Below are 19119 nucleotides of genomic sequence, written 5' to 3' on the forward strand. Positions count from 1 at the left end.
TTGCCTTTATCCTTGCCTTTGTCCTTGCGGCCGCCGTTGGCGTCCTTGCTGCCTTCGCCGCGTGGCTGATTACGGCCGCCACGGCCATTGTTCTGCGGGCGCTCACGCACTTCGGGTTTTTCGGCTTCTACCTGGCTGGCGTCGAAGCCCATCAGGTCGCCGTCAGGGATCTTCTGCCTGGTAACCCGCTCGATGCTCTTGAGCAGCTTCTCTTCATCCGGCGCGACCATGGAAATCGCCTCGCCCGAACGACCGGCACGGCCGGTACGGCCAATGCGGTGAACGTAATCTTCCTCGACATTGGGCAGCTCGAAGTTGACCACATGAGGCAGTTGGTCGATGTCCAGGCCGCGGGCGGCGATGTCGGTGGCAACCAGCACGCGCACACTGTTGGCCTTGAAGTCGGCCAGCGCCTTGGTGCGGGCGTTCTGGCTCTTGTTGCCGTGGATCGCAGCGGCGGTCAGGCCGTGCTTTTCCAGGTACTCGGCCAGGCGGTTGGCGCCGTGCTTGGTACGGGTGAACACCAGCACCTGTTCCCAGGCACCCAGGGTAATCAGGTGTGCCAGCAGCGCGCGCTTGTGGCTGGCAGGCAGGCGGTAGACGCGTTGCTCGATACGTTCGACCGTGGTGTTCGGCGGGGTGACCTCGATACGCTCCGGGTTATGCAGAAGCTTGTCGGCGAGGTCGGTGATGTCCTTGGAGAAGGTGGCCGAGAACAGCAGGTTCTGGCGCTTGGCCGGCAGGCGGGCCAGTACTTTCTTGACGTCGTGGATGAAGCCCATGTCGAGCATGCGGTCGGCTTCATCGAGGACCAGGATTTCTACGTGGGCCAGGTCGACCTTGCCTTGGCCGGCCAGGTCGAGCAGGCGGCCCGGGCAGGCGACGAGCACGTCAACGCCTTTGGCGATGGCCTGGATCTGCGGGTTCATGCCAACGCCGCCGAAGATGCAGGCGCTGACCAGTGGCAGGTCGCGGGCATACACCTTGAAGCTGTCGTGCACCTGGGCTGCCAGTTCGCGGGTCGGGGTCAGGACCAGAACGCGCGGCTGGCGCGGGCCGTGACGTTGCGACTTGTCGGGGTGGCCGGCCGGGAACAGACGCTCGAGAATCGGCAGGGCGAAACCGCCGGTTTTACCAGTACCTGTCTGTGCGGCAACCATCAGGTCACGGCCTTGCAACACGGCGGGAATGGCCCGCTGTTGCACGGGGGTCGGCTGGGTATAGCCCGCAGCCTCGATAGCGCGGACAAGAGCCTCGGAGAGACCGAGGGAAGCAAAGGACATGGGCGATCCTGTTCTCGTGTGGGCTGGGCCCGTTGGGATGTTCTGCCTGGCGCGACGGGCATCGGTGGGATGCGATCGCGTCCGGTCCAGCTGGGCTTTCACTGCACATCCGGGAAACGGAGGGTGGACGCGAAGGGGCGTCGGTGCCGATCGGGATGCCTGTTGCGAGGCCGAGCGTCCGGGCGTGAGCCGGGCGGGAAGGCCCGAGTATAACAGAGCTATCGCGCTGTGCTGCTTTCCTGCTGCTCAACGGCGTTGAGAATGTTTCCGATGTCGTCTGTGTAGCGCTGGCTGATGGCGGCAAAGGCCGGTTCCTGTTTGAAACGCTGCAGTGCTTCGGCAAAGGCCAGGGCCAATGCCTCACGCCCGGGTTTACGTACCAGCCCCAGGTACTGGGCCTGGCGGTTGATCACCAGCGGCAGCGCCTCTACTTGCTGTTCCAGGCCCAGTTGCCGGAGCAGGTAATGACCAACCTTGCGATCGGTGATTGCCAGGTCGATACGGCCCAACAGCAGCTTGCCGAAGTTGGCTTCCTGGGTGGGTGCGGCTTCCCGACGGAAATGCGTGGCCTCGTTGAACGCGGCGCCGTAGGCATAGCCGGGCGAGGTGCCGATGGTGAGGCCTGCGAGGTCGTCTGGGCCGGTTACAGGGTGGCGGCGTGCGCGCGCCTGGAACAACACGAATTCGACTTGCGACAAGGGCTCGGGGGCATAGACCAGGTAGGGGCGCCGGGCTTCGGTCTGGAAGATGTCCAGAATCCCGTCGGCCAGGCCTTGCTCGATCATTGCCAGGCAGCGCTTCCATGGAAGGAACTGCCATTCCACCTCGACGCCGAGGCGTTTGAACACCTCGGTGGTGACTTCGTAGTCGATGCCGTGGGGTTGGCCATTCTGCTGGTAGATGTAGGGTGCCCAGTCATCGGACACCAAGCGCAGACGCTCGCCCAAGGCCGACGGGCTCAGGCAGGCGAGCAGCAGGGTGCAGAACAGGCGGGCGACGAGTGGCATGGCCGGAGATTACGCGCTCGGCCTGTTCTAGGCCAGAGGGTGTGATGTTCTCCTGTGCCGGCCCACTCAAATGTGGGAGGACCTCAGCAAATGCGTCTCGATTTCCTTGCGCCGCTCACCCAGCGACAGCCGCAGCCCCGGGTGGCGCAAGCACTGGCGCAGTTGCTCGGGTTGCAGCTGGCCGCAGCGGGCGTTGAGGTTTTCCAGGGCCTTGTCCCACCAGGCCGGCGCGCAGGCGCGGTCGAACTCATTGGGGTAGGGGTAGCAGCCATAGAGCAACTCGCGGGCGAACTGGCGCTCGTGTCTAGGCAGGGTCATGCTCAACGCCTTGTAGCCCAGGCGGTGCAGCGCGGGTGGCCGGGGTAGCTGGTCGTTGACCAGCTTGACGTCAGCCAGCGCCGCCTGGCCCAGCGGGTCGTGGTCGTGCTTGCGCAGCCAGGCCTGGATCTTGGCGCGAAATTGCGCCTTGCGGCTCCAGTAGTGGTGGATGACATCGGTGCACTCTGCCAGCTCCAGTTGGCGATAGGCCGCCACCGCCAGGCAGAACTCTTCGAGGGTATAAGCCTCGCGGGCGAGGGGGTAGAACTCGTCCATCATGGCGATGGAACTGTCCAGTGTGCTGGCGTCCTCGGCCGTGAGGCCGATCACGCCGGAGTTGATCAGTGGCATCTGGCAGTCGGCCAGGCCCCGGCTTTGCAAAATGGTCAGCAGGTTCTTGTACAGCAGGCACTTCTGGTTCGCGCCGTAGCGCGGGCCGATGGCATTGCACAGCAGCTTGCCTGGGGCCACGCGGGCGAACAGTTGCAGTGGCGACGTGCGGAAAAAGGTGTCGGTGTCGATCAGCACCGCCAGCGGGTGTTGCTCCAGCACCTGGCGCAACAGCACGTGCTTGCTGCGAAAGTGATAACCGTGGGGGGCGTTCCATGCCTGGCGCTTGGCTTCGTCCAGCAGGTGGATGCTGACAGGCAGTTTGGCATAGGGCTGCGGGTTGTCGGTGTACACCTGGATGTCCATGGCTTCACGTGCCGTACCCAGGTGGGCAAGGGCGCTGACGATGCTGAAGCAGGCTTCCTGGTGATAGGTTGCCGGGCCAAAAGCCAGGTAGACAAGCTGTGGACGCGGTGGCTGGGAATGCTGCATGGCAGGCAAGACCTATGTAACCCGAAAATGAATAAGGCTTTAGTCTATGACCAAAGCCTTAATCATTTCTTAAGCAGATTTTGCCAAAAGATTTCAGCGCGGCAGCTTGAGGTTGTTCCAGATCGCCAGGCTCGGTTCGGCCTGGTTCAAGGTGTAGAAGTGCAGGCCCGGTGCGCCACCTTGCAGCAGCTGTTCGCACATGCGGGTGATCACTTCTTCGCCGAAGGCCTGGATGCTGGCGGTGTCGTCGGCATAGGCTTCCAGCTGCTTGCGGATCCAGCGCGGGATCTCGGCGCCACAGGCGTCGGAGAAACGGGCCAGCTTGCTGTAGTTGGTGATTGGCATGATGCCAGGCACCACCGGGATGTCCACGCCCAGCTTCTGTGCGCGCTCGACGAAGTAGAAGTAGCTGTCGGCGTTGAAGAAGTACTGGGTGATGGCGCTGTCGGCACCGGCCTTGACCTTGTGCACGAAGTTGGCCAGGTCGGCCTCGAAGTTGCGCGCCTGCGGGTGCATCTCAGGGTAGGCGGCCACTTCCAGGTGGAAGTGATCAGCGGTTTCCTGGCGGATGAACTCGACCAGGTCGCTGGCGTAGCGCAGTTCGCCACTGGCCATGCCCATGCCCGACGGCAGGTCGCCACGCAGGGCGACGATGCGCTTGATGCCGGCGGCCTTGTATTCGGCCAGCAGGGCGCGCAGGTCGTCCTTGGAGTCGCCCACGCACGACAGGTGCGGCGCGGCAGGTACCTTCACTTCGCTTTCCAGCTGCAGCACGGTGTTCAGCGTGCGGTCGCGGGTGGAGCCGCCGGCGCCGTAGGTGCAGGAGAAGAAGTCCGGGTTGTAGCTGGCCAGCTGGCGGGCGACGCCCATCAGCTTTTCGTGACCGGCGTCGGTCTTGGTGGGGAAGAACTCGAAACTGTAGCGGCGTTCTTGTGACATCACTCGTTCCTCAAGCAGCCTGCTTCACGCGGCAGGCTGCAAGTAAAAGCCAGGGCGGTGTGGGCCGGCCTGGCTTGGGCATCGTTGCGAAGCGTTGCCTACGAACGCTTAGTAGCGGTAGGCGTGCGGCTTGAACGGGCCTTCGACGGTCACACCGATGTAGTCGGCTTGTTGCTGAGTCAGCTTGGTGACCACACCGCCGAAGCCGCGGACCATTTCCAGGGCTACTTCTTCGTCGAGTTTCTTCGGCAGCACTTCTACGGTCAGGCGCTCGGCCTTCTTCTCGGCCGACAGGTCGGCGAACTTCTGCTTGAACAGGAAGATCTGGGCCAGCACCTGGTTGGCGAACGAACCGTCCATGATGCGGCTTGGGTGGCCAGTGGCGTTACCCAGGTTGACCAGGCGGCCTTCGGCCAGCAGGATCAGGTAGTCGTCGTTCTGTGGGTCGAAGCTGCCAGCGCCGGTACGGTGGATCTTGTGTACCTGCGGCTTGACCTCTTCCCAGGCCCAGTTCTTGCGCATGAAGGCGGTGTCGATTTCGTTATCGAAGTGGCCGATGTTGCAGACCACCGCACGCTTCTTCAGGGCCTTGAGCATGTTGGCGTCGCAGACGTTGACGTTACCGGTGGTGGTGACGATCAGGTCGATCTTGCCCAGCAGGGCCTTGTCGATGCTGGCTTCGGTGCCGTTGTTGATGCCATCGATGAACGGCGAGACCAGCTCGAAGCCGTCCATGCAGGCCTGCATGGCGCAGATCGGGTCAACTTCGGTGACCTTCACGATCATGCCTTCCTGGCGCAGGGACTGGGCCGAGCCCTTGCCCACGTCACCGTAGCCGATCACCAGGGCTTGCTTGCCCGACAGCAGGTGGTCGGTGCCGCGCTTGATGGCGTCGTTCAGGCTGTGACGGCAGCCGTACTTGTTGTCGTTCTTGCTCTTGGTGACCGAGTCGTTGACGTTGATGGCCGGCACTTTCAGCTCGCCCTTGGCCAGCATGTCCAGCAGGCGGTGTACGCCGGTGGTGGTCTCTTCGGTCACGCCGTGTACGCGGTCCAGTACCTGTGGGTACTTCTTGTGCAGCAGCTCGGTCAGGTCACCACCGTCGTCGAGGACCATGTTGGCGTCCCATGGCTTGCCATCTTTCAGGATGGTCTGCTCCAGGCACCACTCGTACTCTTCTTCGGTTTCACCTTTCCAGGCGAATACCGGAATGCCAGCAGCGGCGATGGACGCGGCGGCCTGGTCTTGAGTGGAGAAGATGTTGCAGGACGACCAGCGCACTTCGGCACCCAGGGCTACCAGGGTTTCGATCAGCACGGCGGTCTGGATGGTCATGTGGATGCAGCCCAGGATCTTCGCACCCTTGAGCGGCTGCTCGGCCAGGTACTTGCGACGCAGGCCCATCAGCGCAGGCATTTCCGATTCGGCAATGATGGTTTCGCGACGGCCCCAGGCGGCCAAGGAGATGTCGGCGACTTTGTAATCGGTAAAACCAGCAGGCATGTTTGCAGCGCTCATGAGAGCCTCCATTCGTAGTGTGCGAATGGGCGCCGTTGTGCGTTAAGCGCCCGCAAGAGCGAGCAACGCCCCATCCGAGCCTGACAGGCCTAGCCTGCTGCAGCGCCCCTCGGACAGGTGGCGGGCATGGCGCCGCTGTGGGCAACCATGTGAAGCGGCGCAGATTATAGCCGCCCCCGCCCGCTTGCCCAAGGTTTTCTGTCGATTAATCGCGACGATAGTCGATGTTCAATGGAGCGATGGCGGCCGCTCTGCCATCATTGTTCTACGTTAGCCAAGCAGGTCAGGAGTACAGATGAACTTTCACACCCGCAAGTGGGTTAAACCCGAAGACCTCAACCCCAATGGCACCCTGTTCGGTGGCAGTCTGTTGCGCTGGATCGACGAAGAGGCGGCGATCTACGCCATCGTCCAGCTGGGCAACCAGCGCGTGGTAACCAAGTACATTTCCGAAATCAACTTCGTCAGCGCTTCGCGCCAGGGCGACATCATCGAGCTGGGCATCACCGCCACCGAGTTTGGTCGTACCTCGATCACGCTCAAGTGCGAAGTGCGCAACAAGATCAGCCGCAAGGCCATCCTCACGGTCGACAAGATGGTCTTCGTCAACCTGGGTGAAGACGGCCTGCCGGCGCCGCATGGGCGTACCGAGATCAAGTACATCCAGGACCAGTTCCCGGATTCTGCGGTGGAATGACGATTTTGGGGGCCGCAAAGCGGCCCCAGAATCTCAAGGCTGGGCGCTGACCTTGCGCACCACCCGCCCGATGCTCAACCCCTGCACCAGAATCGACGACAGCACCACGATGTAGGTGATCGACAGCAGCAGGTCACGCTCCTCGCCCAGCGGCAACGACAGCGCCAGGGCCACCGACACCCCACCCCGCAAGCCACCCCAGGTCAGCACCCGCACCGTGCCTTTCGGCACCGGGCGCCAGCGCCGCAGCAGCACAATGGCCGGGGCCACGGTCAGCAACCGCGACAGCAGCACCGCCAGCGCCAGCACGCCGCCGGCCGCCAGGTGCATCCAGTTGAACGGCAGCAGCAACAGCTCCAGGCCGATCAACGCGAACAACAAGGCGTTGAGCATGTCATCGATCAACTCCCAGAAACCGTCCATGTAGCGACGGGTCATGTCATTCATCGCCAGGTTGCGCCCAAGGTTACCGATGATCAGGCCGGCCACCACCATGGCGATCGGCGCCGAGACATGCAGCTCGTAGCACATGGCCGAGCCACCAATGACCAGTGCCAGGGTCAGCATGACCTCGACCTGGTACTGCTCGACACTTTTGATCATGCGGTAGGTGGCGTAGCCGATCAGGCCGCCGAACACCACGCCACCGATGGCCTCCCGGGCGAACAGGATGGCGGTGTCGGTCATGCTCGGTGTTTCACCCAGCTGGATGATGCCCAGCAGCACGGTGAACACCACTACCGCCGTGCCATCGTTGAACAGCGACTCGCCAACGATAGTGGTTTTGAGCGGTTTGGAGGCGTTGGCGGTGCGCAGCGCGCCCAGCACGGCAATCGGGTCGGTGGGCGAAATCAGCGCACCGAACAGCAGGCAGTAAATCAACGGCACCTGCCAGCCGAACAGGGCGAATACCCAGTGCGACAAATAGCCGATAACCACGGTGGCGATTAGCACGCCCAATGTCGCCAGCAGGCCAATGGGCCAACGGTAGCTGCGCAGGTCGCTGAGGTTGACGTGCAGTGCGCCGGCAAACAGCAGGAAGGCCAGCATCCAGTGCATCAGCAGGTCGTTGAAATCGATCTGGTTCATCAAGCCTTCGACGCGTTCTTCCAGGCCCGGGAAGCCGATCAGGCTCAGGCCCTGCAGCATCAGGGAGAACAGCAATGCCGTGACCATCACGCCGATGGCGGGGGGCAGGCCGATGAAGCGGTAATTGACGTAGGTAAGAAGGGTGGTGAGGCAGATAAACGCGGCAACTAATTCAAGCATCCCGAATCCTGTAACAGTGGCTTCCAAGTCGTTACCCGAAGGGCTCGGGCAGTTCTTTGATGACCTGGCGCGGGGTTCGGGACACAGGGTTTGACCGAATCCCCTGAAATCGTTCCCATGCCGGGGGCGCGGCGGCCCCCCGGAATGCCCTATATTCGACCCCTTACAACCCTGCAAGGATAAGAAGGCGTGTTGGCAACATCCCTGGTGCTGGTCGCCGCCCTGCTGCATGCGACCTGGAATACCCTGATCAAATTCAGCGGCGAGCGCCTGCTGGTAATCGCCAGCATGGACACGGTTGCACTCGCTTTCGCGGTGCTGGCCGTGGCGTTCGTCGATGTGCCGCCCGCTGAAATCTGGCCTTGGTTGATCGCTTCGGCACTCGCCGAGCAGTTGTACCGCTATTTGCTGATCCAGGCCTATCGCGTGGGCGACCTGGGGCTGGTCTATCCTCTGATGCGCGGGCTGTCACCATTGGTGGTGCTGGGGCTGACCCTGGCCTTCGCCGGGGAGTCGCTGAGCCAGCAGCAGATCATCGGCATCCTGCTGATCCCGTGTGGCATGGCCTGCCTGTTGTGGCAGGGCGGTGGGGGTGACCGGCTGCCTTGGTCGATGCTGCCGGTGGTTGCCCTGATTGGCCTGTGCATCGGCTGCTACACCTGGTTCGATGGCCAGGCCGTGCGCTTGTGGGGCAAGCCTTGGGACTACCTGGTGTGGTTGACCCTGCTCAGCGCCTGGCAATTTCCGCTGCTGGCCAGCGTGGCTCGGCGCGCACCGTTCATGCTGTTCTGGCGAACACAATGGCGCCTGGGGCTGGCGGTGGGCTTTTGCGTATTGTTCAGCTACGCCCTGGTGCTCTGGGCCATGCATCTGGGGTCGGTGGCCGAGGCAGCTGCGTTGCGCGAGTTGAGCGTAATCCTGGTGGTGCTGCTGGGCATGCGCTACCTCAAAGAACCTTTTGGCGGGCCAAGACTCCTAGCTTGCGGGCTGGTCCTGGCAGGCATGCTGGTGATGAAGCTCTAACCCATTTTCGAACAAGGAGTCCCGAGCATGACCGTTGCCCTGTGGTGCATTTTGATCGCGCTGCTGTTGAATCCGCTGTGTGCCTTGATCGCCAAGGTGAGCAGTGGCCGCTTTGGTCTCAAGGATAACCATGACCCGCGTGCCTTCCTCGATACCTTGTCGGGCTTGCCGCGGCGTGCCCATGCTGCGCAGCAGAATGGCTACGAGGCGTTTCCGGCGTTTGCCGCAGCGGTGCTGGTAGCGGACATCGTCGGCAATGCCGAGCAGGTGACGCAGGATGTGCTGGGGGTGATGTACATCACCAGCCGGCTGCTTTACATCATCTGCTACCTGGCGGACTGGGCTGCCTTGAGGTCGCTGGTGTGGTTTGCCGGGTTGGCGCTGATCGTGTCGTTCTTTGTGGTTTCCATGTGAGACCGCGTTGTGTTCTTCGCGGGCAAGCCCGCGAAGAATCCACCGCCGATCAAGGCACTTTGGGCACTTCAGGCAGTGGCTGGCCCTTGGGCCACAGCATCCAGATCTGCCCCTGCTGCTTCATGTTCCCGGCCAGCTCGCCGGCTTGCGGCCCGGTACCCCAGAACAGGTCCGCACGCACCTCGCCAGCAATCGCCCCGCCTGTGTCCTGCGCCCCAACCGGGCGCACCACCGGCGAGCCATCCGGGCGAGTCGTGGACAGCCACAACAGGCTGCCCAGCGGTATCACCTTGCGGTCGATGGCCACGCTGTAGCCGGCAGTCAGTGGCACATTCAGCGACCCGCGCGGGCCTTCGTTGCTGTCCGGGCGGGTGCTGAAGAACACGTAGCTGGGGTTGCTGGCCAGCAGTTCCGGCACGCGCTGCGGGTTGGCCTGGGCCCAGGCGTGAATCGCGCCCATGCTCACCTCTTCTTTTTTCAGCTGGCCCTGTTCCACCAGCCAGCGGCCGATTGGCCGGTAGGGGTGGCCGTTCTGGTCGGCGTAGCCCAGGCGCAGTTGCCGGCCGTCCTCCAGTTGGACGCGGCCGGAGCCCTGGATCTGCAGGAACTGCAGGTCCATCGGGTCGGTCAGCCAGGCCAGCACCGGCGCCTTGACGCCGTCACGGTTGATCACCTCGGCAGTGTCGTAAGGCTTGAGCACCCGGCCATCGAGGCGACCGCGCAGGCGTTTGCCCTTCAGCTCGGGGTACACGCTGGCCAGGTCGACCACGATCATGTCCTCAGGAATGCCATAAACCGCCACATGGTTGGTCGACGACTGCTTCAGGCTGCCGGGGTAGACCGGCTCGTAGTAACCGGTGATCAGGCCGTTGGCGTTGTTCTCGGCAGAGCGCAGGCCGTACACCTCCAGGTTCTGCTCCAGAAAGGTGCGCACTTGCGCGGCGCTTGCCGTGGCGCTTCCGGCCGCTTCACAGGTGGCAGCCCACACGGGGTCGCGCTTGAGCTTCTCGCAGCCGCTGCGCCAGGCGTAAAAGCCGGCCAACAGGTCTTCATCGCTGACCGCCGGCAGGTCTTTCCAGGTGGCCGGGGCATAGGTGGCGATGGCGTGGGGCTCGGGCTTGGCGTTCTCGCCGCCATTGCAGCCGGCCAGCAACGCCAGTACAGGGAGTGTCCAGGCCAGGTGGCGCAGGGCAGATTTCATGAGTGCATTCCTGTCATGGGCGAAAATGAAGATTCACCCCTGTAATTTATGTGGCTATTGGTCTTTGGCCCTTGGGCAGCGATACTGGCCGCCCATTTGCGTAGGCCGAAGTGAGCGTGATGTTGAAGCGATTGACCGTTGTTCTGCTGGCAGCACTGGCCCTGGGCGGTTGTGACCGGGTTGACCCGAACTCGCCGCTGGGCAAGCGCAAGGTGATATTCAAGGACATGCTCAAGACCAGCGAAGACCTGGGTGGCATGCTGCGTGGCCGGTTGCCGTTCGACGGGGTGAAGTTTGCCGACGGTGCGCTGAAGCTGGACGGCCTTGCCCATCAACCCTGGCAGCACTTTCCTCAGGTACGCGATGGCGGCGACAGCGCCGCCCGTGCCGAGGTATGGGAGCGCCAAACGCGTTTTCATGACCTGGCCCGGCAACTGGAGGGCGTTACCGGCGAACTGGTCGGTGTAACCCGCAGCCAGCCGCTGGATGCCGCGCAGTTGAAGGCGCCGATGGACAAGGTCGAAGCGGCGTGCAAGGCCTGTCATACCGAATTCCGCAATCACTGATGGCATGGGCCGCTTCTACATTGACCGCGTTTGCTGCTGGTCTCAGCGGTCCAGGTCGTCGACTGCTTCCTGCAATTCTTTACGCGACTCGGCCAGCTTGTCTTTGCGCTTGTTGATCTTCTCGGCGTCGCCTTTCTTCTCGGCCTTCTTCAAGTCTTTTTCCCGCTGCGCCACTTCATGGCGGGCGTCGAGCACCTTCTGCTCACGTTCCTTGCGCAGGCTGGCGTCGGTGCAATTGTCCACCCCGCGCAGGGCTTCTTCCAACCCTGCAACCTGGTCGCTGTTGCCATGGTCACGGGCAATCTTCAGCTGGTTTTCGATGGCACTGCGCTTAGCGGCGCAGCCGGTCAGGCCGGCATCCGGCTGGGCAGCCTGTGCGGTGCCTGCGGCCAGGCCAAGTGTCGCGAGCAGCAAAAGGGTCGAAATACGTTTCATGAAAAGCCTCCTGGACGGGGCGGGGCAGCAAAAGTTGGTGGAAATCCTGCCTTGGTTTTGCCCATTTAGGAACCCTTGTCGGCTTTTTCTGGGGCTATCTCAGGGTTTCCCTACAAGTAAATTGGTAAAAAATCATTGCTTGATGGGTTCGCTGCTGCTCTGGAACCCGTTGATCCCTGCCAGGGCCAGCTCTGCGGCAAGGGCTTTGACCTCATCGGCAGCAAAAAACCCCGCCAGTTGCTGCCCACGTTTTTCGCCAATCCCGGCCAAGGCTTGCCATTCACGGCTGCTGCGTTTTTCCAATCCTGGCCAGTCGCCTGTCAGTTGCAGGCTCGACGGTAGGGGGGTGCCCAGCCCGCGCAACCATTGGGCAAAAGGCCGTGTGCGAGCCACATCGAAGCTGCTCGCCAACTGCACAGATGTCGCATCACTGATGCCTGCCACCTGGCCCAGGCGCTCGGCATCCAGATGCAACCAGTCGGCCATCGATGTCACTAGCCCGGCGTCCACCAGCCGGCGCCAGGTGCCAGGCCCGGTGCGTGGCAAGGCCAGCCCGTGTTTACCGCTGAGCCACGTCAGGCGGGCAATGAACTGCTCCTCGCAGCCCTCGCTGGCCTGCCAGCAAGTGTGGGCGTGGTAACGGTCGGGCGCCGGCGCGCTGACCGCCTGGCGTTCGACTGCGCGATGCACCACCTGCTCCAGGCGTGGGATGGTCAACCCGGCCAGGCTGATGGCTACCTGGTCACCGGGGCGGATGTCGAGGCTGTGCCAGCGCGCCAGCGAGCCCAGGCTCACCTGGGTAATGCGTCGGTCGTCCAGGGTGACCGGCAGCAATTGCAAAACTGGCGTGACCTTGCCGGTGCGACCGACCCGGAAGCGTACGTCACGCACTTCGGCCAAGGCCTGTGCATAGGGGTACTTCCAGGCCGCGATCCAGTAAGGCGCCTTGGCTTGCCAGCGCTCTGCCGGCGGCCGACTGCCCTGGCGCAGCACCACACCATCGGTGGCGAAAGGCAGGGCAGAGCGGTACCAGTGGTCGCGCCAATGGGCGGCCTCGTCCGTGGTGCCTATGGCGATGCTGTAGCGCAGGCTTTCCGGAAAGCCCAGTTGCGCCAGTTGCTTGAGGCGCTCAGCCTGCTGGCTGGGGCCGTGCGGCCAGTCCCAGACGAACAGGCCGATGCCGGCGCCTTGTTCAGTTGTCAGCTGTTTGCGTGCGAGCAGCCCGGCCACGGTGCCGCGGGCGTTGGCGCTGCCTGCCCGGGCTTGCACATGCTGGTCCAGGCGCAGATACAACTCACCCTGCAATTGCAGGTCGATTGCCTGAGGCAACTGCCGGGTGAGGGTGCCTAGCTGGGGAATGTGCCGGCTCCAGTCGTGCCCTTGCACGCCGTCTCCGCGACTGACCAACTGCACCAGCTGGCCTTGCCGATAGGTGAGCGAGACGGCAACACCGTCGATCTTGGGCTGCACCCATACACCGGTCTTGCCGACCAGCCAACGTGCGACGGCCTGGCGATCAGCCAGCTTGTCGATGCCGGTATGCGGTACCGCGTGAGGGATCGGGCCTCGCGCGCTGGCCAAGGGGGATGGAGCGGTGGCCAGGCCAAAGCATTGCTGCAAATGCTCCAGGCGTAGGCGGCTCTGGTCGTAAAGCGCGTCGGCCACCAGCGCAACACCTTGTCGGTGGTAGTGATCGTCCCAGCGGGCAAGTGTGGCCCGCAGTTGCGCTACTTCGGCGTCGACGTGTTGTGCAGACCAGTCGGGGCACTGCTCGGCCCGGGCCATTGGGGCCTGCAGCAACAGCAGCAGGGTAAGCAACAAAGGGTGAAGCATGGCCAGCATCCTTGCGTGGCGTGTAGGAGCCCCCAGCCTAGGCAGGTTTGCTGGTGCTTGCCGCAGCGAGATTGTCAGCCGATATGTCACAAAAAAGCCCCTGCCGATCACTCGGCAGGGGCTTTCGCCAGGCGCTGTAGGAAGCTTACAGGCCGGCAGCGTCACGCAGCGACTGGGCGCGGTCGGTGCGCTCCCAGGTGAAGGTGGTGAAGGTGTCGTCGCCGACAGTCTTCTGCTGCGGGGTGCGACCGAAGTGGCCGTAGGCAGCGGTTTCCTGGTACATCGGGTGCAGCAGGTCGAGCATGGTGGTGATCGCGTACGGACGCAGGTCGAAGCACTCGCGCACCAGCTGGATGATCTTGTCGTCGGAAACCTTGCCGGTGCCGAAGGTGTTGATCGAGATGGAGGTCGGCTGGGCCACGCCAATGGCGTACGACACCTGGATCTCGCAACGCTCTGCCAGGCCGGCGGCAACGATGTTCTTGGCCACGTAGCGGCCGGCGTAGGCGGCGGAACGGTCGACCTTGGACGGGTCCTTGCCGGAGAACGCGCCACCACCGTGGCGGGCCATGCCGCCGTAGGAGTCGACGATGATCTTGCGGCCGGTCAGGCCACAGTCACCCACCGGGCCGCCGATGATGAAGTTGCCGGTCGGGTTGATGTGGTACTGGGTGCCCTTGTGCAGCAGCTCGGCAGGCAGGGTGTGCTTGACGATCAGCTCCATCACGGCTTCTTGCAGGTCTTTCTGCGAAACCTCAGGGTTGTGCTGGGTCGACAGCACCACGGCGTCGATACCGACCACCTTGCCGTTTTCATAGCGGCAGGTGACTTGCGACTTGGCGTCCGGGCGCAGCCATGGCAGCAGGCCGGATTTGCGCGCTTCGGCCTGGCGCTCGACCAGGCGGTGCGAGAAGCAGATCGGTGCCGGCATCAGCACTTCGGTTTCGTTGCTGGCATAGCCGAACATCAGGCCCTGGTCGCCAGCGCCCTGGTCTTCAGGCTTGGAGCGGTCCACGCCCTGGGCGATGTCCACCGACTGCTTGCCGATGATGTTCATCACGGCGCAGGTGGCGCCGTCGAAGCCGACGTCGGAGCTGTTGTAGCCGATGTCGATGATGACTTTACGCACCAGGTCTTCCAGGTCGACCCAGGCCGAAGTGGTGACTTCGCCGGCGATGATGGCGACACCGGTCTTGACCAGGGTTTCGCAGGCCACGCGGGCGTATTTGTCCTGGGCGATGATGGCATCGAGGACAGCGTCCGAAATCTGGTCGGCGATCTTGTCCGGATGCCCTTCGGACACGGACTCGGAGGTGAAAAGGGAGTATTCGCTCATCTCGAAGGTTCCTGAAATTTACCGATGGTGTATGTCGCCAGCCGTCCGCTGGAAATGGCGGACCTGGATCTGGAAACCGTTACGCAAGCCTACGTACAGGCTGTCCCCGTGGGCGAGCCCGGCAGCGTTGGCCCAGCGGGCCAGGTCGTCCTGCTCGAAGCCAAGCCACAGGTCGCCGCAGGCTTCGCGCGCCCACCCCTGGTCATGGCTGCACAGTTCGGTGACCAGCAGGCTGCCGCCTGCCTTTACCCGTTTGGCCAGCTGGCGCAAGGCCAGGGCCGGGTCGCTGAAATGGTGCAGCACCATGTTCAGCACAACGCAGTCGGCGGCCACATCCGTTGCATCCAGTGCATCGGCCAACTGCAGGTTGACGTTGTGAAGCCCTTCGCGTTGGCACACCTGGCGCGCCAGCTCAAGCATGGTCGGGCTGTTGTCCAGGGCGGTGACGTGGGCAAAGCGCCGGGCCAGGTCTGGCAGGAAGCCGCCGTCGCCGGGGCCAACCTCCAAGGCGCTGGCGGCCCGGTCGAAATTGAGTTTGTCGAGCAGTGTCAGCAGGCTTTCGCGGTATTGCGGCAGGCCGGCGATCAGGTCTTGCTGGGCGCGGAATTTCTCTTCCACACGCAGGAAGAAGTCCTGGCTGGTGGCCGCGCGGCGTTGTTGCACCTGGGCGATCCGCGCTTGCACGTCAGGCGGCAGGGCCATGTCATCCACTTCTTCAAGCAATGCCGCGTGCAGCCGGCCACCCAGGCGCAGGCCATCGGGCAGGGCGCGGCGGTAAAAGATGGCGTTGCCTTCGCGACGGGTTGCCACCAGCTCGGCCTGGGCCAGCACCTTCAGGTGGTGGCTCATGCCCGACTGGCCGATGTCGAAGATCTGCGCCAGTTCCAGCACACCGAACGAGTCGTTGGCCAGGGCGCGCAATACGTTCAGGCGCAGCGCGTCGCCACTGGCCTTGCACAGGGCGGCCAATGCTTCGCGTTGCTCGGGGATCGATTGCGCACGGAGGTTCATGGGGCGGCAGTCTAGACAGGCATCAATGCCCTAGCAAGGCCAATATCAAAAAGTTTTGATATTGAGTGATGGGCGGGGCGGTTATCCCGGTTTTGCCCCGAATTGAAGGCCAATCACAGGAAAATCCCCCGACTGCGACCATACGTCATTGCCCCAAGCCCCCCCAGTGGGCGAAAATGGCCGCCTTTTTTCGTGACACCACCTATTCAAGCCCCCCAGGAGATCAGCGATGCCCAGCCGTCGTGAACGTGCCAACGCCATTCGTGCCCTCAGCATGGATGCCGTGCAAAAGGCCAACAGCGGCCACCCAGGTGCCCCTATGGGCATGGCGGATATCGCCGAAGTGCTTTGGCGCGACTATCTGAAGCACAACCCGAGCAACCCGAGCTTCGCTGACCGTGACCGCTTCGTGCTGTCCAACGGCCACGGCTCGATGCTGATCTACTCGCTGCTGCACCTGACCGGCTACGACGTCACCATCGATGACATCAAAGGCTTCCGTCAGCTGCACAGCCGCACCCCGGGCCATCCGGAATACGGCTACACCCCAGGCGTCGAGACCACCACCGGCCCACTGGGCCAGGGTATCGCCAACGCCGTGGGCTTCGCCCTGGCCGAAAAAGTACTGGCTGCCCAGTTCAACCGTGAAGGCCACACCATCGTCGACCACAACACTTACGTGTTCCTGGGCGATGGCTGCATGATGGAAGGTATCTCCCATGAAGTCGCCTCGCTGGCCGGCACCCTGGGCCTGAACAAGCTGATCGCCTTCTACGACGACAACGGCATCTCCATTGACGGTGAAGTACACGGCTGGTTCACCGACAACACCCCGGCGCGCTTCGAAGCGTACAACTGGCAGGTGATTCGCAACGTCGACGGCCACGATGCCGAAGAAATCAAGATGGCCATCGAGACGGCGCGCAAGAGCGACCGCCCGACCCTGATCTGCTGCAAGACCATCATCGGCTTCGGTTCGCCGAACAAGCAGGGCAAGGAAGACTGCCACGGTGCCCCGCTGGGCAACGACGAAATCGCCCTGGCCCGCAAGGAACTGAACTGGAACCACGGTCCGTTCGAAATCCCGGCCGACATCTATGCCGAGTGGGACGCCAAGGCCGCTGGTGCCAAGGCTGAAGCTGACTGGAACCAGCGTTTCGACGCCTACGCCAAGGCCTTCCCGGAACTGGCTGCCGAATTCAAACGCCGTGACAGCGGCGAGCTGCCGGCCGACTTCAGCGAGAAGGCCCAGGCCTACATCAACGAAGTGGCCGCCAAGGGCGAAACCATTGCCAGCCGCAAGGCCAGCCAGAACGCCCTGAACGCCTTTGGCCCACTGCTGCCCGAGTTCCTGGGTGGCTCGGCTGACCTGGCAGGCTCCAACCTGACCCTGTGGAAGGGCTGCAAGGGCGTCGAAGCCAATGACGCCAGCGGCAACTACGTGTTCTACGGCGTGCGCGAGTTCGGCATGACCGCCATTATGAACGGTGTCGCCCTGCACGGTGGCCTGGTGCCTTACGGCGCGACTTTCCTGATGTTCATGGAATACGCCCGCAACGCCGTGCGCATGTCGGCACTGATGAAGCAGCGTGTGATCCACGTCTATACCCACGACTCCATCGGCCTGGGTGAAGACGGCCCGACTCACCAGCCAATCGAGCAACTGACCAGCCTGCGCAGCACGCCGAACCTGGACACCTGGCGCCCGGCCGACGCGGTGGAATCCGCCGTGTCCTGGAAAAGCGCCCTGGAGCGCAAGGACGGCCCTTCGGCACTTATCTTCTCGCGCCAGAACCTGCAGCACCAGGACCGCGATGCCCAGCAGATCGCCGACATCAGCCGTGGTGGCTACGTGCTCAAGGACTGCGCCGGCGAGCCGGAGCTGATCCTGATCGCCACCGGTTCCGAAGTGGGCCTGGCCGTTCAGGCGTTCGACAAGCTGACCGAGCAAGGCCGCAAGGTGCGCGTGGTTTCCATGCCGTGCACCAGCGTGTTCGATGCCCAGGACGCTGCCTACAAGCAGTCGGTGCTGCCGCTGGAAGTGGGTGCGCGTATCGCCATCGAAGCGGCCCACGCCGACTTCTGGTACAAGTACGTCGGCCTGGAAGGCCGTATCATTGGCATGACCACCTACGGTGAGTCGGCGCCGGCTTCGGCACTGTTCGAAGAGTTCGGCTTCACCCTGGAGAACATCCTCGGTACTGCCGAAGAGCTGCTGGAAGACTGATACAAGGAAGGCGAGGGCCTTTGGCCCTCGTTCGCGGCACAAGGCCGCTCCTACAGGGTATTGCGTATGCCGTCCCCTGTAGGAGCGGCCTTGTGCCGCGAATGGGCTGCGCAGCGGCCCCGTTCAACTGCCGGAGTTCAAGAGCTACCTATGCGCCACCTGCGTCCCTACAAAGTTGCACTCAACGGTTATGGCCGTATCGGCCGCTGTGTCCTGCGCGCGCTGTTCGAGCGGGGGGCGAAGGCCGGTTTCGAGATCGTCGCGCTGAACGACCTGGCCGATCAGGCCAGCCTGGAATACCTGACTCGCTTCGACTCCACCCACGGGCGTTTCCCCGGTGAGGTGAAGGTCGATGGCGATTGTCTGCATATCAATGGCGACTGCGTGAAGGTAATGCGCAGTGCTACCCCTGAAGGCATCGACTGGGCAGCGCTCGGCATCGACCTGGTGCTGGAATGCTCCGGCGCCTATAACACCCGCGCTGATGGCCAGCGTTTCCTCGACGCCGGTGCGCCCCGGGTACTGTTCTCGCAGCCCATGGCCAGCGAAGCCGACGTTGACGCCACGGTGGTCTACGGCATCAACCAGGCCTGCCTGACCGGCAGCGAACGCCTGGTGTCCAACGCCTCGTGTACCACCAACTGCGGTGTGCCGCTGTTGCGTGTGCTGGACCAGGCGTTCGGCATCGAATACGTGCAGATCACCACCATTCACTCGGCGATGAACGACCAGCCGGTGATCGACGCCTACCACCACGAAGACCTGCGCCGCACGCGTTCGGCCTTCCAGTCGGTGATCCCGGTGTCCACTGGTCTGGCGCGTGGCATCGAGCGCCTGCTGCCGGAACTTGCTGGGCGAATCCAGGCCAAAGCGGTACGCGTGCCCACCGTCAACGTCTCGTGCCTGGACATCACCCTGCAGACCGCCCGCGACACCAGCGCGGCCGAGGTCAACCGGGTATTGCGCGAGGCGGCACTGGAAGGCCCGCTCAAAGGCTTGCTGGCCTACACCGAACTGCCGCACGCCAGCTGTGATTTCAACCATGACCCGCATTCGGCGATCGTCGATGCCAGCCAGACCCGTGTTTCCGGCCCCCGCCTGGTGAACTTGCTGGCCTGGTTCGACAACGAATGGGGTTTTGCCAACCGAATGCTCGACGTTGCCGAACACTTTCTGCACGTCGTTCACCCAACCCGCAACAAACAGCCCTGAAGGACTGC

17 protein-coding genes and 1 riboswitch are annotated in these 19119 nt (G+C 63.2%); of the genes, 6 read left to right on the top strand and 11 right to left on the bottom strand.

Features of this window, described 5'->3' with window-relative positions:
* The 5 genes from rhlE2 to ahcY form a co-directional block, all read right to left on the bottom strand.
* Positions 1-1283 (bottom strand): RNA helicase RhlE2 (gene rhlE2, locus PM2_RS11945; protein WP_042131898.1); only part of this gene is annotated, 1283 nt, incomplete at its 3' end.
* Positions 1284-1501: 218 nt separating this feature from the next.
* Positions 1502-2290, bottom strand: a complete 789-nt coding sequence (locus PM2_RS11950; RefSeq protein ID WP_016712401.1) for a substrate-binding periplasmic protein — start codon at positions 2288-2290, stop codon at positions 1502-1504.
* A gap of 66 nt (positions 2291-2356) precedes the next feature.
* Positions 2357-3430, bottom strand: a complete 1074-nt coding sequence (locus tag PM2_RS11955; protein WP_028698471.1) for a macro domain-containing protein — start codon at positions 3428-3430, stop codon at positions 2357-2359.
* A 93-nt stretch (positions 3431-3523) separates the two neighbouring features.
* Positions 3524-4369, bottom strand: a complete 846-nt coding sequence (metF, locus tag PM2_RS11960) for a methylenetetrahydrofolate reductase [NAD(P)H] (protein WP_016712399.1) — start codon at positions 4367-4369, stop codon at positions 3524-3526.
* 108 nt (positions 4370-4477) lie between these two features.
* Complete coding sequence (gene ahcY, locus PM2_RS11965; RefSeq protein ID WP_016712398.1) at positions 4478-5887, bottom strand: adenosylhomocysteinase; 1410 nt, start codon at positions 5885-5887, stop codon at positions 4478-4480.
* 20 nt (positions 5888-5907) lie between these two features.
* Positions 5908-6004, bottom strand: a riboswitch (S-adenosyl-L-homocysteine riboswitch).
* Between the two features lie 178 nt (positions 6005-6182).
* Here ahcY and PM2_RS11970 point away from each other — a divergent pair.
* Complete coding sequence (locus tag PM2_RS11970; protein ID WP_016712397.1) at positions 6183-6584, top strand: acyl-CoA thioesterase; 402 nt, start codon at positions 6183-6185, stop codon at positions 6582-6584.
* A 33-nt stretch (positions 6585-6617) separates the two neighbouring features.
* On the opposite strand, the gene PM2_RS11975 is transcribed toward PM2_RS11970, so the two are convergent.
* The gene (locus PM2_RS11975) at positions 6618-7853 is read right to left on the bottom strand and encodes a cation:proton antiporter (RefSeq protein ID WP_016712396.1); all 1236 of its coding nucleotides are present in this window, start codon (positions 7851-7853) and stop codon (positions 6618-6620) included.
* A gap of 189 nt (positions 7854-8042) precedes the next feature.
* Here PM2_RS11975 and PM2_RS11980 point away from each other — a divergent pair, with 189 nt between their 5' ends.
* Both PM2_RS11980 and PM2_RS11985 read left to right on the top strand, forming a co-directional pair.
* Positions 8043-8876, top strand: coding sequence for an EamA family transporter (locus PM2_RS11980; RefSeq protein ID WP_016712395.1), 834 nt, complete (start codon positions 8043-8045; stop codon positions 8874-8876).
* A gap of 27 nt (positions 8877-8903) precedes the next feature.
* The gene (locus PM2_RS11985) at positions 8904-9290 is read left to right on the top strand and encodes an MAPEG family protein (RefSeq protein WP_016712394.1); all 387 of its coding nucleotides are present in this window, start codon (positions 8904-8906) and stop codon (positions 9288-9290) included.
* Between the two features lie 49 nt (positions 9291-9339).
* Here the strand turns inward: PM2_RS11985 and mltA are convergent, their stop codons facing one another.
* Complete coding sequence (gene mltA / locus PM2_RS11990) at positions 9340-10491, bottom strand: murein transglycosylase A (protein ID WP_016712393.1); 1152 nt, start codon at positions 10489-10491, stop codon at positions 9340-9342.
* Positions 10492-10610: 119 nt separating this feature from the next.
* Between mltA and PM2_RS11995 the strand changes: the two genes are divergently transcribed.
* Positions 10611-11057: a c-type cytochrome gene (locus tag PM2_RS11995; RefSeq protein WP_016712392.1), complete on the top strand. Its 447-nt coding sequence runs from the start codon at positions 10611-10613 to the stop codon at positions 11055-11057.
* Between the two features lie 42 nt (positions 11058-11099).
* Here the strand turns inward: PM2_RS11995 and PM2_RS12000 are convergent, their stop codons facing one another.
* The 4 genes from PM2_RS12000 to PM2_RS12015 all read right to left on the bottom strand — a co-directional run bounded on the left by PM2_RS12000 (position 11100) and on the right by PM2_RS12015 (position 15672).
* The gene (locus PM2_RS12000; RefSeq protein WP_016712391.1) at positions 11100-11492 is read right to left on the bottom strand and encodes a DUF1090 domain-containing protein; all 393 of its coding nucleotides are present in this window, start codon (positions 11490-11492) and stop codon (positions 11100-11102) included.
* Between the two features lie 132 nt (positions 11493-11624).
* The gene (gene ligB / locus PM2_RS12005) at positions 11625-13325 is read right to left on the bottom strand and encodes an NAD-dependent DNA ligase LigB (RefSeq protein ID WP_016712390.1); all 1701 of its coding nucleotides are present in this window, start codon (positions 13323-13325) and stop codon (positions 11625-11627) included.
* A gap of 145 nt (positions 13326-13470) precedes the next feature.
* Positions 13471-14661, bottom strand: a complete 1191-nt coding sequence (gene metK, locus PM2_RS12010) for a methionine adenosyltransferase (RefSeq protein ID WP_003249375.1) — start codon at positions 14659-14661, stop codon at positions 13471-13473.
* Between the two features lie 18 nt (positions 14662-14679).
* The gene (locus tag PM2_RS12015; protein WP_016712389.1) at positions 14680-15672 is read right to left on the bottom strand and encodes an ArsR/SmtB family transcription factor; all 993 of its coding nucleotides are present in this window, start codon (positions 15670-15672) and stop codon (positions 14680-14682) included.
* A gap of 229 nt (positions 15673-15901) precedes the next feature.
* On the opposite strand from PM2_RS12015, the gene tkt reads away from it, so the two are divergent.
* Both tkt and epd read left to right on the top strand, forming a co-directional pair.
* On the top strand, positions 15902-17899 hold the full coding sequence (gene tkt / locus PM2_RS12020) for a transketolase (protein ID WP_016712388.1): 1998 nt from the start codon (positions 15902-15904) through the stop codon (positions 17897-17899).
* A 150-nt stretch (positions 17900-18049) separates the two neighbouring features.
* Positions 18050-19111, top strand: a complete 1062-nt coding sequence (epd, locus tag PM2_RS12025; protein ID WP_016712387.1) for an erythrose-4-phosphate dehydrogenase — start codon at positions 18050-18052, stop codon at positions 19109-19111.
* Positions 19112-19119: the final 8 nt, after the last annotated feature.

The sequence above is a fragment of the Pseudomonas monteilii NBRC 103158 = DSM 14164 genome (assembly GCF_000730605.1).
Taxonomy (GTDB): domain Bacteria; phylum Pseudomonadota; class Gammaproteobacteria; order Pseudomonadales; family Pseudomonadaceae; genus Aquipseudomonas; species Aquipseudomonas monteilii.